The sequence below is a fragment of the Pseudomonas sp. B329 genome, assembly GCF_023127835.1.
GTDB classification, from domain to species: Bacteria; Pseudomonadota; Gammaproteobacteria; order Pseudomonadales; family Pseudomonadaceae; genus Aquipseudomonas; species Aquipseudomonas synxantha_A.
This window is the reverse complement of sequence record NZ_SPKP01000028.1, coordinates 44,247-56,893: the sequence shown is the minus strand read 5'-3', so window position 1 is coordinate 56,893 and position 12,647 is coordinate 44,247. Positions and strand designations below refer to the sequence as shown.

The 12,647-nt window shown below is 58.4% G+C and carries 11 protein-coding genes; 6 read left to right on the top strand and 5 right to left on the bottom strand.

Going from position 1 to position 12,647, the window contains the following annotated elements; genetic code table 11:
• The first annotated feature begins 123 nt into the window (after positions 1-123).
• Both zapE and E4P00_RS16495 read left to right on the top strand, forming a co-directional pair.
• The gene (gene zapE, locus E4P00_RS16500; protein WP_148853717.1) at positions 124-1,230 is read left to right on the top strand and encodes a cell division protein ZapE; all 1,107 of its coding nucleotides are present in this window, start codon (positions 124-126) and stop codon (positions 1,228-1,230) included.
• Between the two features lie 165 nt (positions 1,231-1,395).
• A complete protein-coding gene (locus tag E4P00_RS16495; RefSeq protein WP_032875912.1) occupies positions 1,396-1,890 on the top strand; it encodes a GNAT family N-acetyltransferase in 495 nt (164 codons plus the stop codon).
• A gap of 98 nt (positions 1,891-1,988) precedes the next feature.
• On the opposite strand, the gene E4P00_RS16490 is transcribed toward E4P00_RS16495, so the two are convergent.
• The 4 genes from E4P00_RS16490 to E4P00_RS16475 all read right to left on the bottom strand — a co-directional run bounded on the left by E4P00_RS16490 (position 1,989) and on the right by E4P00_RS16475 (position 6,782).
• Complete coding sequence (locus E4P00_RS16490) at positions 1,989-2,201, bottom strand: hypothetical protein (protein ID WP_032875909.1); 213 nt, start codon at positions 2,199-2,201, stop codon at positions 1,989-1,991.
• Positions 2,202-2,343: 142 nt separating this feature from the next.
• Positions 2,344-4,581 (bottom strand): TonB-dependent siderophore receptor, encoded by a 2,238-nt coding sequence (locus tag E4P00_RS16485; protein WP_248132165.1) that lies wholly within the window; start codon positions 4,579-4,581, stop codon positions 2,344-2,346.
• A 127-nt stretch (positions 4,582-4,708) separates the two neighbouring features.
• A complete protein-coding gene (locus tag E4P00_RS16480; RefSeq protein ID WP_248132163.1) occupies positions 4,709-6,451 on the bottom strand; it encodes a phosphoethanolamine transferase CptA in 1,743 nt (580 codons plus the stop codon).
• A gap of 154 nt (positions 6,452-6,605) precedes the next feature.
• Positions 6,606-6,782 (bottom strand): DUF6026 family protein, encoded by a 177-nt coding sequence (locus tag E4P00_RS16475; RefSeq protein ID WP_157243918.1) that lies wholly within the window; start codon positions 6,780-6,782, stop codon positions 6,606-6,608.
• A 259-nt stretch (positions 6,783-7,041) separates the two neighbouring features.
• Between E4P00_RS16475 and gnd the strand changes: the two genes are divergently transcribed.
• From gnd to E4P00_RS16460, 3 genes are read left to right on the top strand one after another with little or no spacing between them, the layout of a single operon-like run.
• Complete coding sequence (gene gnd, locus E4P00_RS16470) at positions 7,042-8,025, top strand: phosphogluconate dehydrogenase (NAD(+)-dependent, decarboxylating) (protein WP_032875901.1); 984 nt, start codon at positions 7,042-7,044, stop codon at positions 8,023-8,025.
• Positions 8,022-9,545, top strand: coding sequence for a glucose-6-phosphate dehydrogenase (gene zwf / locus E4P00_RS16465; protein WP_005788671.1), 1,524 nt, complete (start codon positions 8,022-8,024; stop codon positions 9,543-9,545). The genes gnd and zwf overlap by 4 nt, the downstream gene beginning before the upstream one ends.
• Positions 9,542-10,366, top strand: a complete 825-nt coding sequence (locus E4P00_RS16460; protein ID WP_248132162.1) for an HAD family hydrolase — start codon at positions 9,542-9,544, stop codon at positions 10,364-10,366. The genes zwf and E4P00_RS16460 overlap by 4 nt, the downstream gene beginning before the upstream one ends.
• A 67-nt stretch (positions 10,367-10,433) precedes the next feature.
• Here E4P00_RS16460 and E4P00_RS16455 read toward each other — a convergent pair whose 3' ends face one another.
• Positions 10,434-10,694, bottom strand: a complete 261-nt coding sequence (locus tag E4P00_RS16455) for a hypothetical protein (RefSeq protein WP_032875895.1) — start codon at positions 10,692-10,694, stop codon at positions 10,434-10,436.
• A 344-nt stretch (positions 10,695-11,038) separates the two neighbouring features.
• Here E4P00_RS16455 and E4P00_RS16450 point away from each other — a divergent pair, with 344 nt between their 5' ends.
• Positions 11,039-12,361, top strand: coding sequence for a sigma-54 dependent transcriptional regulator (locus E4P00_RS16450; RefSeq protein WP_078821498.1), 1,323 nt, complete (start codon positions 11,039-11,041; stop codon positions 12,359-12,361).
• Positions 12,362-12,647: the final 286 nt, after the last annotated feature.

The following is a 12,647-nucleotide window of genomic DNA, read 5'->3' as shown; positions in this document are numbered from 1 at the left end:
AGATCAAAAGCAGATCAAGATCAAGAGCGGCTCGCTTCGCATCGTGGTTACGGTTGGTGACTACAAACCAGGCTCAACGGGGCGTGCCCCCTCTCATATTTAGTCCGCAGAGCAGCATCTGACATGACGTTCGACTCGCCCCTCATTGCCTACCAGCACGCTATCGCCCAGCAAGGCTTCGTCTCCGACGACGCCCAGCGTCGGGCGGTGCAGGCTTTGCAAACCTGTCACGAGGGGTTGCATCAAGGCCATTCGCCAGTTGCCGGGGTCTATCTGTGGGGGCCGGTGGGGCGTGGCAAGACCTGGCTGATGGACCAGTTCCACCAAAGCCTGCGTGTGCCCGCGCGGCGTCAGCATTTTCATCACTTCATGGGGTGGGTGCATCAGCGCTTGTTCCAGCTCACCGGAACCCAGGATCCTTTGCGGGCGCTGGCTCAGGAGCTGAGCCAGGAAGTGCGCGTGCTGTGCTTCGATGAACTGTTTGTCAATGATATCGGCGACGCGATCATCCTCGGGCGGCTGTTCCAGGTGATGTTCGAGCAAGGCGTGGTAATGGTGTGCACCTCCAACCAGCCGCCTGATCAGTTGTATGCCGATGGCTTCAATCGCGAGCGTTTTCTGCCGGGCATCGACGCGCTCCAGCAGCATATGCAAGTGGTGGCGGTGGACGGTGGCGAAGATCATCGCCTGCATCCGGGGGTGGGGCAGCAACGCTATTGGGTGAATCAACCGAATGCACTGGCTGCGGTGTTCAAGCAATTGAGCCAAGGCCAGGCCGTAAGCAGCGGGGCGGTGAGCGTGGGGTACCGCTCCATTGTGGCGGTGCAGGCCAGTGATACGGTGCTCTGGTGTCGTTACGCCGAACTGTGCGAGCAACCCCTGGCCGCGATGGACTTCATGCTGCTGTGCGATCGCTTCGAGGCCATCCTCCTGGGTGAGGTCCCGAACCTCAGCGCCCAACAGCGCCCGGGGCGGATTGCCCGTGGCACCGAGGACGGCGCCGAGCGTGTGATGGCCGGGGACCGCCAATTGCCGCAACTGTCGGTTCATGATGACAGCGTGCGGCGCTTTATCGCCTTGGTGGACGAATGCTACGACCGCAAGGTGCCACTCTTTATCGAGGCCCGGGTGCCCTTGGAGTGCCTGTACACCGAAGGCTACCTGGAGTTTCCATTTCGTCGCACCCTGAGCCGCTTGCAAGAGATGCAACTGCAGCGCTTTGCTGTTTAGGAAAAATCCCCACTCCAGGGGCTTTTGCGCGATTTGATGCGAGCAACCTTCGCAATTTCTGTCAGATATTTGTAGTTAATCTCCTTCATCTACTGCCGACTCCACGCTTACAATCGAGGCTCTCAAAGGGGAACGAATCCCTGGTTGTCGTTATCGAGGAAGGAAATGGACACCCCAGACATCCTGGTGCTGCAAGCCAGCTATACCAACGAGGTGCACGCCAACGCCATCGGCTTGCTGCTCAACCACTATGCGCAAGACCCGATGGGCGGCGGCCACGCCTTGTCAGCCGATCTGTTGCAGCAACTGCCGGCTGAACTGGCCAAGCGTCCTCATGCGTTCAGCGTGCTGGCATTTGTCGGTGGCGAACCGGCGGGGTTGGTCAATTGTTTTGAGGGCTTCTCGACGTTTGCTTGCCGCCCGCTGGTCAACGTTCACGATGTGATGGTGAGGGAACAGTTTCGTGGCTTGGGCTTGAGCCAGAAAATGCTGCAGAAGGTCGAAGAAATCGCCCGCCAGAGGGGCTGCTGCAAGATTACTCTGGAAGTGCTAGAGGGCAATGAACTGGCGCAATCGGCGTATCGCAAGTTCGGGTTCGATGATTCAGTATTTGATCCGAAGTATGGCCATATGTTGTTTTGGAGCAAGTCGCTGTCATAAATGACTGGCGAAAAAAAGGCGCCATTAGATGGCGCCCAATAAACCTTTGCCAACGGAGCGGGATGGCGCAGGGTATTACGGATTAACTAAGCATTAAATCAACTGTTCGGTTGTTCCTGGCTGACGGTATCGACTTTCAACGTCTTCCCGTCGGCAGAGGCCATTCGTTGCTCTGCTGTGCCGTGAGTTTGCTGTTGAATGAAACTGAAGTTGTCGTAGAACTCCTTCGAACGCTCTGAACCGCCCTCTGCGAAGGCAGCGGCGGAGGTCAGGGTCATCAGGCTGGCAAGCATCAACGTCGAGATTTTCATCGCGGTATTCCCATTAAGAGTGATAGGTGTCTGGCCGTTCCTTGATCAGAATCATGGAGCGACTATGGCGCTATCTTATTAAGTGGGAATTAACTGACAGGCACTGCGAAGTTAACGATTTTGTTAACTTCGCAGGGAGCGACTACAGCTTCCAGTCCAATGCAAGCGTGATAGATCGCGGGTCGCCCCAATACACACCATTATAAAAGCCGACACGTTCGTAATATTTTTTATCAAATAGATTGTTAACGTTAACCGAGGCGGAAACCTGTTCGTCGAACTGGTAGCGTGACATCAGGTTGACCAAGGTGTAACCCTGTTGCGTGATCTTCGCCCGCGTGGTTATCGGCCGACCTTCGCTATTGCGTGCCCCTGTGGGCCGGTTACCGAAATCGTAGATTTCGCTTTGCCAGTTCACCGCGCCACCGACGGTGAGGTTGCGCCATGCGCCCGGCAGGCGATAGGCGCTGGAGACCTTCAACAGGTTCAAGGGCTGGCCGGTATTGGTACGTTTGTCTGAGCCATTAAGCGAGTGGGTGTAGGTGTAGCCGGCGGTCAGGTTCCAGTCTGGCCGGATTTCGCCTGCGGCTTCCAATTCGAAGCCGTTGACCTTGTTACCCTTGCCGCCAGACTTGTAGTACTCCTCGCCAGTGACGGGGTTGGGAGGGACCGAGTCATCGCGCTCTGCAACGTTGTCCTGGGTGCTCCAGAAATAGGCGGCCGCCAGGTTCAGACGTTCATTGAGCAGGCTGCCCTTGAGCCCCACCTCATAATTGCTGCCCACCACCGGTTCCAGGTACTTCTTGTTGACGTCACGCCTGTCTTGCGGCTTGAAGATATCGGTGTAGCTTGCGTAAACGGTGTACTGCGGGGTGATGTCATAGAGCAGCCCGGCGTAGGGCGTCCACATGTCGTTGTGGGTCTGGCGTGTTTTGCCGGCAGCCGTCAGTTGATCATTGTCGTTGTATTCAGGCGTGGCGCTTTCCAGCTCCCAGCTGCCGTAGCGGCTACCCAGCACGGCGTGCAAGCGGTCTGTAAGGCTCAGTCGAGTGGCGAGGTAGCCGGCTTTCTGCTGTTTTTTGCTGTGTTCGCCCTTGAGGTCGGTGACCGTGTCGGCGAACTTGCCGATATCGCCCATGTGCTTCCAATCCTCGATGGGGTAGTAGCTGGCAGGCAGGTCGTTACGCATAAAGGGCGAGACGTCCCGTTGGGCGGCCTCGCCATAGCCCATCATCAACCCGTGTTCGCGGCCCAGCAGGGTGTAGCTGCCGGCCAGGTTGAAGTCGATGGCTTCCATCCGCGACGTACCGCGCATATGACTGGCCCAGGCCGTCATGCCGCTGCGGTCCGCATTGGGAAAACCGGTGCCGCCGTAGTAGACCTTGCCGTCGGTGTCACTTTGGCGATGGGTATAGGCAGCCTTCAAATGCCAGTCGCCGCCGAGCCGATGGTCGAGGGTGGCGAAGGTGGTCTTGTCAGTCAGCGGCCAGGAGCTCCAGTGCGCCGCCATATTGGTGGAGCGAGGCAACCTTGCCTTGCCGCCCTGGCTGTTCCAGTAGGGCACAGTGCCCCAGGAGGTGCCTTGTACCTGTTTGTCCTGGTAATCAAAACCTACAGCCAGCACCGTGTCGTCTGAAAGGTCACCTTCGAGAATGCCGTAGCCAACTGCGCGCTGCAGCCCATAGTTATCGCGAAAGGATTTGCTGTCACGGTAGGCCAGGACGCTACGCCCGCGCAGCTTACCGTCGAACGCCAAAGGCCCACCTACGTCGATGTAGCTGTAGTAGTTGTCATGGCTGGCGCCACTCACACCGGTCTGTGCCTGCCATTGGGCAGTAGGGCGCTTGCGCACCATGTTGACGGTGGCCGATGGGTCGCCCGCGCCTGTGGTCAGGCCCGTGGCGCCGCGTACCACTTCGATACGGTCGTAGATGATGGTGTCGGCGTCGGACTTCATGTAGCCGAATGTGTTGAGCATCCCATCAACCTGGAAGTTGTTGATGCCGTAACCGCGGGAGGAGTAGTAGACACGGTCCGAATCGTTATGTTGAACGTTGATGCCGGTGGTCTGGCGCAGCACTTCGGTCAAGGTGTTGAGGTTGAAGTCATCCATCTGCTGGCGTGTGATCACCGAGATCGATTGCGGGGTTTCCTTGATGGAAAGGTTCAGGCGGGTGGCGGTATTCATCGAACCGGTGGTGTAGGCACCAGTGTGCTCGGTGGTGGACCCAAGGCCGTCGGCGCTGATAGTGGTCGCGCCCAGCTCCAGGGCTTTGCTGGAGGCTTGTCCGGGGTCGATTTCAGCCAGCAGATCCGGGCTCAGCGCAAGACTGAACAGCCCGAAGGTAATGGTCATGGAACGGGTAAAAGGCGCGAACATTGCGGCAGACTCCTTGTCGTCTTTTAACCCTCCCGGGGTGGGAGGGCATGGTTCAAAGACGAAAGGAGGTGTGGAACTTTAGGCTTAAACGAGAATGATTGTTATCTTTGTGTTGCAGGGCCCCTGATTACTTCGCCACCACTTCGGCGCCATTGGCCTTCTTCGGCTTGATCAGGCTGAAGTCGATCAGGGCCTTCTGCTTGGTTTCGTAAGGGTTGCCGATCAACAAGGGCCGAGGCTTGAAGCTGTCGCTGACCAGGCTCTTGCTGTGGTCCAGTTCGTCAAAACTCAAGCCTGCCATGTCGGCCCAGGTGTGGATCAACTGCGAACTGCTGTAAGGCCGTTGCAGGTCGCCGGCGAAACTCCAGTCGTGGCTTTCGCGCCACTTCGGTGAGGCGTAGGCCATGAACGGGATGGTGTACATCGGTGCAGTCGGCTTGCCTTCGTTGCGGCCCAGGGTGTCGTGGCCGGCGGAGTCGAACACATCTTCGCCGTGGTCCGAGAGGTACAGCAAAAAGCCGTTGGGGTCGGTCTTGGCGTAGTCCTTGATCAGGCTGGAGACCACGAAGTCGTTGTACAGCACTGCGTTGTCATAGCTGTTGTAAGTCGGCAACTGCGCGTCGCTGACACCGGTCGGCACGCCCTGGCGGTCGGTGAACTTGTCGAACGTCGGCGGGTAACGGTACTGGTAGCTCATGTGAGTACCCAGCAGGTGCACCACGATGAACTTGCGCTCGGCGGTATCGGCCAGGGCCTTGGAAAACGGTGCCAGCACATCGCCGTCGTACTGGCGGGCGTTCTGGTTACGGTTGTTGTTCAGGTACACCTGCTCGTCGGCCTGTTCGGAAAAGGTCGTGAGCATGGTGTTGCGCTTGGTCATGGTCTGCTGGTTGGTGATCCAGAAGGTCTTGTAGCCGGCCTGTTTCATCACGCTGACAATCGACGGCGTCTTGAGGTACAGGTCCGGGTTTTCTTCATCGGCAAAGGTCAGCACCTGTTGCAGCGCTTCAATGGTATAGGGGCGAGGGGTGATGACGTTATCGAAAACGGCCAGTTGGTCGCGCAGCTTGTCCAGTTCCGGCGTGGTGTTGCGCGGATAACCGTACAGGCTCATGCGCTGGCGGTTGGTGGACTCGCCGATTACCAGTACCAGTGTGGACGGCTGGCCGGCAGTGCTGTCCTTGAGGTTCTTCAACGGCGGGATCTGGCTGGCGCTGTTGAGCATGCCTTGCATATTGTCCAGCTGTTCGGTGTAGCGACGGTAGGCGACGATCATCTGCCAAGGCACGGCAGGCTCGATACGGGTTTCGAAACGATCAATGGCCAATTCCATGGTTTCGCTGGTGGCGATTTGCTTGACCAGCGGGTAGCCCACAACCGCCAGGACAATGGCGATGGCCGCCACGATCGACTGGCCGCGAGGCAGGTATACCGGGCGCAGGCGCGTCCAGAGGAAGATAGCGAAGGCGGTGTGGGCTATGAACGCCAACACGATCCACCAGGCAAAATATTGGGTCGCGTATTCGCCCGCTTCGGAGATGTTCGACTCGAACATGATGAAGATGACGCTCTGGGAGAACTCCTGCTGGTAAATGAAGAAGTAACCCAGGCTGGCCATGGAGCAGGCCCACAACACCACACCGATCAAGGCGGCAAGCAGGCGTGTCTTGCGCGGGAACAGCAACATCGGCGCCAGCCACAGTGCACTCATGAAGAATGCCTGGCGGAAACCACTGAAGCCGGACGTGCCGGTCAGTTGGATAAGAAGCTGGGTAATACCCGAGAAATACCAGAAAAACAGGAATAGCCAACCAAGGCCGGCCCAATCAAAGCCTTTCGCAGTCGTCGTGCTGCGTTTGAACATCGCCATCCAGCGCCCCATCAGTCAATGATCGTCGCGCAGAGTCGCGCGACATCGGGCCGCTCAGAACGTGAGCGGCATCGCGGGCGGGAGTATCAGGATAAGTGTGTGAAAACTTTGTGAGTTTTCCGTAGGTATTGCCTTACAAACTGACCAGGTGCGTTCAGCAGAGCGCCGGCTTGGCCTGGGATGGCAGCTCGAGCTGGGCTTGAAGGTGTGAACGCAGACGCAGGACTTCCTGTTGCAACTGATCGCGCTCGTCCTTCAACTGGCGCAATTCATCGCGACGGATGCTGACGTAGAGGGTCTGTGGCGGGCGGGTCATCTGTGCTGTGCTCATTGCTTACCTCGCAAATAGCCGGTAGATCGCGCTGCTCAAACAGGGTTTGGGCAACAGTCGGAAGCAAGTTTGAATTCTTTTTTGCAGCAAGGGAACTTTTTTATTTTTGGCGGTCGTGTGACTTTTCAGGCGGTGATGGTGAAACGATGGCAACTTTTTTGTCATGAAACTACACGGATCCGCTCTGGACTAACCCTCATTAGCCTCATTGCGCTATAAACTATGTCACACATTTTTTAGAAGTTAGGAGCATCAGCACATGCAACTGGGGATTATCGGACTAGGCCGCATGGGCGGTAACATTGCGCGGCGCCTGATGCTCAATGGGCATACCACCGTTGTATACGACCGTAACGAAGCCTTCGTCAAAGCCTTGAGCGAGGAGGGCGCCACTGGCGTCGCCGACTTGAATGCCCTGGTGGCTGGCCTGCAAAAGCCCCGTGCGGTCTGGGTAATGTTGCCGGCGGGCGCGCCCACCGAAGACACCATCAATGCCTTGAGCGAGCTGCTCGAAGACGGCGATGTGATCATCGACGGCGGCAATACCAACTACAAGGATGATGTACGTCGCGGCAAGGCCCTGGCTGAAAAGGGCCTGCACTACGTTGACGTCGGCACTTCCGGCGGCGTCTGGGGCCTGGAGCGTGGCTATTGCATGATGATCGGCGGCGACGTCGAGACCGTGCAGCGCCTGGACCCGATCTTCAAGAGCCTGGCCCCTGGCCTTGGCAATATCCCGCGCACCAAGGACCGTTCGGCCGCAGCCGACCCACGCGCCGAGCACGGTTATATCCATGCAGGCCCGGCGGGTTCCGGTCACTTCGTCAAGATGATCCACAACGGCATTGAATACGGAATGATGCAGGCGTTCGCCGAAGGTTTTGACATCCTCAAGACCAAGAACTCGGAAAACCTGCCGGAGGATCAGCGCTTTGACCTCAACGTTGCCGATATCGCCGAAGTCTGGCGCCGTGGCAGCGTGGTGTCGTCGTGGCTGCTGGACTTGACCGCCGACGCCCTGGCCACCGACCCGAAACTCGATGGTTACTCCGGTTCGGTAGCGGACAGCGGCGAAGGCCGTTGGACCATCGAAGCGGCCATGGAACAAGCGGTGCCGGTACCGGTGCTGTCGACGTCGCTGTTTGCGCGTTTCCGCTCCCGCCAGCAGAGCACCTACGGCGACAAAATGCTGTCTGCCATGCGCTTTGGCTTTGGCGGCCATGTGGAGACCTCCAAAAAATGACCGCCAACGGCAAGAAACCCAAGGCCGAACCTGCTCCACCTACCACGTTGTTTCTGTTTGGCGCCCATGGCGACCTGGTCAAGCGCCTGCTCATGCCGGCGCTGTACAACCTGAGCCGCGACGGGTTGCTGGGCGATGGCCTGCGTATTGTCGGCGTTGATCACAACGCCATCAGCGACGCAGACTTCGCCAAGAAGCTTGAGGATTTCATTCGCACCGAAGCCGCCAGCAAGGTCCGGGGTAATGCTGAACATGCCCTGGACCCTGCGCTGTGGGCGCAACTGGCCAAGGGCATCAGCTATGTCGAGGGCGACTTCCTCGACGACGGCACCTACGCGGATATTGCGCAGAAGATCGCCGACAGCGGCACCGGCAACGCCGTGTTCTACCTCGCCACTGCGCCGCGCTTCTTCAGTGAAGTGGTGCAGCGCCTGGGCAGTGCCGGTTTGTTGAATGAAACGGACGATGGCTTTCGGCGCGTGGTTATCGAGAAGCCGTTCGGCTCCGACCTGGCCACCGCCGAGGCGCTGAACGCGTGCCTGCTCAAGGTGATGAGCGAGAAGCAGATCTACCGCATCGACCATTACCTGGGCAAGGAGACGGTGCAGAATATTCTGGTCAGCCGTTTCTCCAACGTGCTGTTCGAAGCGTTCTGGAACAACCATTACATCGATCACGTGCAAATCACCGCGGCTGAAACCGTCGGCGTTGAAACCCGAGGTAACTTTTTCGAAAAAACCGGCACACTGCGCGACATGGTGCCCAACCATCTGTTCCAGCTACTGGCGATGGTCGCCATGGAGCCGCCGGCAGCCTTTGGTGCCGATGCGGTGCGCGGTGAGAAAGCCAAGGTGGTGGGTGCGATCCGTCCCTGGTCGCTGGAAGATGCGCGGGCCAACTCCGTGCGTGGTCAGTACACCGCTGGCGAAATCGCTGGCAAGCCATTGCCCGGTTATCGCGAAGAAGCCAACGTCGCACCCGACAGCAGCACCGAGACCTTCGTTGCGCTCAAAGTGATGATTGATAACTGGCGTTGGGTCGGTGTGCCGTTTTACTTGCGAACCGGCAAGCGCATGAGCATCCGCGACACCGAGATCGTGATCTGCTTCAAGCAGGCGCCTTATGCGCAATTTCGCGATACCGAAGTCGATGAGCTCAAGCCCACTTACTTGAAAATCCAGATCCAGCCGAACGAAGGCATGTGGTTCGACCTGCTGGCCAAGAAGCCTGGGCCGACTCTGGAGATGGCCAATATCGAGTTGGGTTTTGACTACAAGGACTTCTTCGAGATGCAGCCCTCGACAGGTTACGAAACCCTGATCTACGACTGTTTGACCGGCGATCAGACGTTGTTCCAGCGTGCCGACAACATCGAGAACGGTTGGCGCGCCGTGCAGCCGTTCCTGGATGCATGGAAGGAAGACGACGGTATCCAGGCCTACAAGGCTGGTGAAGATGGCCCGGTGGCAGCGGATGCGTTACTCGCTCGTGACGGTCGCACCTGGCACAGCCTCGGATGAGTGACGTAACGATTCATCCCATCCGCTTTGTCCTCAGTGATGTAGACGGGACGCTGTTGCACCCCGACCACAGCCTCAGCCAGCGTACCGCCGATGCAATTGGTGCGATGCGTGAAGCCGGGGTGCTGTTCAGCCTCGCCAGCGGGCGTCCGCCCAACGCCATGCTGCATTTGATCGAGACGTTTGGCATCGATGTGCCGGTGGCCGGTTTCAACGGCGGCACGCTGGTCAACCCGGATGGCAGCATCCTGGTGGCTCACCATTTGCCGGCAGACGCGGCACTGGTCACCCTGGCGCTGTTTTCTGCCGAGCCGGACGTGGAGGTGTGGGTGTTTGCCGACGGCGATTGGCTGCGCCGCGACCCGCCAGGGCCAATGATGCAGCGCGAAGCTGATGGCTTGGGCTATGGCCCGGTGGTCGTGGAGAGTTTCGAGCCCTACCTGGACCGGGTCGACAAGATTGTCGCGGCCAGTAACAACACGCAGTTGCTGGTGGAGTTGGAAGCGCAGTTGCAGCCCAAGGTACAAGGTTTGGCTCAGGTATCGCGTTCGCAGCCGGTGTATCTGGACGTGACCGCAATGCTGGCTAACAAAGGCGAAGCCTTGAAAACCCTGGCCGAGCACCTTGGCGTGCCGCTGAACCAGACCGCCGCCATCGGCGACGGCGGCAACGATCCGGCGATGTTTCACGTGGCTGGGTTGTCGATTGCCATGGGCCAGGCCGAAGAAACCGTCAAACGCCAGGCCAATGTGGTGACCGGCAGCAACGTCGAGGACGGGGCTGCCGAGGCATTCGAGCGGTTTATTCTCGCGGCATGCTAAGTACTTGAAGTGTTATTGCACAACTTCCAGCCGATGTTTGACGTTGGCTGGAAGTTGCCGCATTGAATTACTTCGGCATTGCCCAGGACTGTAACTGGTAGCCATCTTTGTCGAGCTCGGCGCGAGCCTGCAACAACAGGTCTTCAAGTTGAGCCGGGTCGGTATAGGCAGTCGACGACAGCTGTTTTCTGCCGATACGGGTGTTGGTACGGTCGATGACGCTCAGGCTGAGGGCGCCATTGCCATCGTGCCAGGCCACGCACTGAAAGGGTTGGAAGGCACGGTCTGCAATCAAAAGAGCTTCGTTGATGCGCAGCGGAGCGTTCATTTGGGTCTTCTCTCTGTATGCCCATTCAAGTGAGTACCGGCGGTTGGGCTGACCGTGCGGTGGGTTACTTGTACTGATGCACGATGGTGGGGTGCGGGTCACATGCTAGAGCAAGAAATTTTAACTTTCCCTGACTAACGTCATGTAAGCGGCTGTTTTGAAAGCTGATTGAAAGTTTCGGCAGCAGCAAACTTTTTGCCCCCGATTAAACACACATGGCTTTTTGCCCGCACTTATAGCGAAATAGTACAAGGTGAGCGTCAAGATCTTGCTAGGGTTAGCGCCAGGCGCCCCAAATCCTTGTTTCTAAATAACTTTAATAATCTTGGCGCCAAGGAATCGTCATGATTGTGACACCTGTTCAACGCCGCTTGCTGGTAGTCGAGCCCTGTGATGACTGTCACAGGCTACTACCCGGCTTGCGCACTGCCGGCTGGGAAGTTGACAGCTGTGCATTGCAGGCGGTGGGGGATCGTTCTTGCGATGTGGGCCTGCTCCGCTTGCAGCCCTGCCATCTGGAACGCCCCGAGGCGGTCAAGGAGTTGATTGGCCGCAGCGGTACCGAGTGGATCGCCGTGCTCAGTCCTGAAGTCCTGCGTTTGCAGAATGTCGCAGACTTTGTCTGCGAATGGTTCTTCGATTTTCATACCTTGCCGTTCGATGTGGCTCGGGTCCAGGTGACCATTGGGCGTGCGTTTGGCATGGCGCGACTGCGGGGCAAGGGTGTCGTGCCGGTAGATGAAGCCCACGAGTTGTTAGGCGACAGCCGCCCGATTCGTGAACTGCGCAAACTGTTGTCGAAGTTGGCGCCCACCGAATCGCCGGTACTGATTCGTGGCGACAGCGGCACCGGCAAAGAGCTGGTCGCCAAGACCCTTCATCGACAATCCCAGCGCCACGCCAAGCCGTTTGTGGCGATTAACTGTGGGGCGATCCCTGAACATCTGATCCAGTCGGAACTGTTCGGCCATGAAAAGGGCGCCTTTACCGGCGCACATCAGCGCAAGGTCGGACGGATTGAGGCGGCCCACGGTGGCACGTTGTTTCTGGATGAAATCGGCGATTTGCCGATGGAGCTGCAAGCCAACCTGTTGCGCTTTCTTCAGGAAAAACATATCGAGCGCGTCGGCGGCAGCCAACCCATTTCGGTGGATGTGCGGGTGCTGGCAGCCACCCATGTGGATCTTGAAGCCGCGGTGGAGAAGGGCGCCTTTCGCGAAGACCTGTATTACCGCCTCAATGTCTTGCAAGTAGTCACGGCCCCATTGCGCGAGCGCCATGGTGACGTGGCGATGCTGGCCAATCATTTTTCGCGTTTCTACAGCCAGGAAACCGGCCGACGCCCGCGCAGCTTCAGCGAAGAGGCATTGGTGGCGATGGGGCAACACCCGTGGCCGGGCAATGTGCGTGAGCTGGCCAACCGTGTGCGCCGCGGTCTGGTGCTGGCCGAAGGGCGCCAGATCGAAGCCGTGGACCTGGGGCTGCAAGGCCAGCAGGTACTGTCGCCGCCGATGGCGACACTGGAAGACTACAAGCACCGCGCCGAACGCCAGGCGTTGTGCGATGTGCTCAATCGGCACAGCGATAATTTCAGTGTTGCAGCCCGTGTGCTGGGGATTTCCCGGCCGACGTTCTACCGGCTGCTGCACAAGCACCAGATCCGCTAAGGCGGGTTGTGGAGGGTAATGCCGGTCACTTAAGCGCAGATCCCCTGTGGGAGGGAGCTTGCTCCCGATGGCGGCCTCAGGACCGGCGGGGATGTTGGATTAGACCGAGTACATATCCGTTATTTGGGTAACGGCTGCTACTGGTTCCGCTCTTACAGCGGGTCACTTTTGAAAAGAAGAGCCCAAAAGTAACCAAAAGGCTCTTGCCCCACCACTCGGCACCTCGCCTGGGCTCGGTGTGCCCGTAATCCGCCAGGTATTCGGGGGGGTCGCCGCCACGCGCCAT